Annotated in this window: 1 protein-coding gene; it reads right to left on the reverse strand. The window is 61.0% G+C overall.

What is annotated here, in order from left to right:
• Window positions 1–287 (reverse strand): hypothetical protein (locus tag VW35_RS21870; protein WP_210165919.1); only part of this gene is annotated, 287 nt, incomplete at its 3' end.
• Window positions 288–431: the final 144 nt, after the last annotated feature.

The raw sequence follows: 431 nt of genomic DNA on the forward strand, positions 1-431 counted from the left end.
GTGCGAGCACATGTCATGCTCTGTCGTGACGCCCCGTGACACGGAGTCTGGTGCGAGGGTTGTGACCTGTTCGGTGGGCCGACCGCATGCGCGAGGAGTGCGTGCCGGACCGTTTCCGGGCTCGCCGCGCCGGTATCGGCCTTCACCTTGAGGTCGAGGGTACATTCGGTGCGTGTCGCGGGAAATTCCTCGCTGATGCGCGCACGCACGACGCCCGTGACGCGCCCGGGAATCGCGGTGGGCGGCCCGAAGTGCAGAAGCTGACAGGACTTGATCTCGAACGACATGACGGCGTAGCCCTCCATCCCACCTTTTGGCCGCGTTTCGATCCAATTCCGAAGCATTGCCTGACGCAAGACACTTCAACAGTTTTCTTCAACTGTGATATACGGCTTCTGTTACTTTGTATCATCCCCATCTCGCGTGACCGC

It is taken from the genome of Devosia soli (genome assembly GCF_000970455.1).
Lineage (GTDB): Bacteria > Pseudomonadota > Alphaproteobacteria > Rhizobiales > Devosiaceae > Devosia > Devosia soli.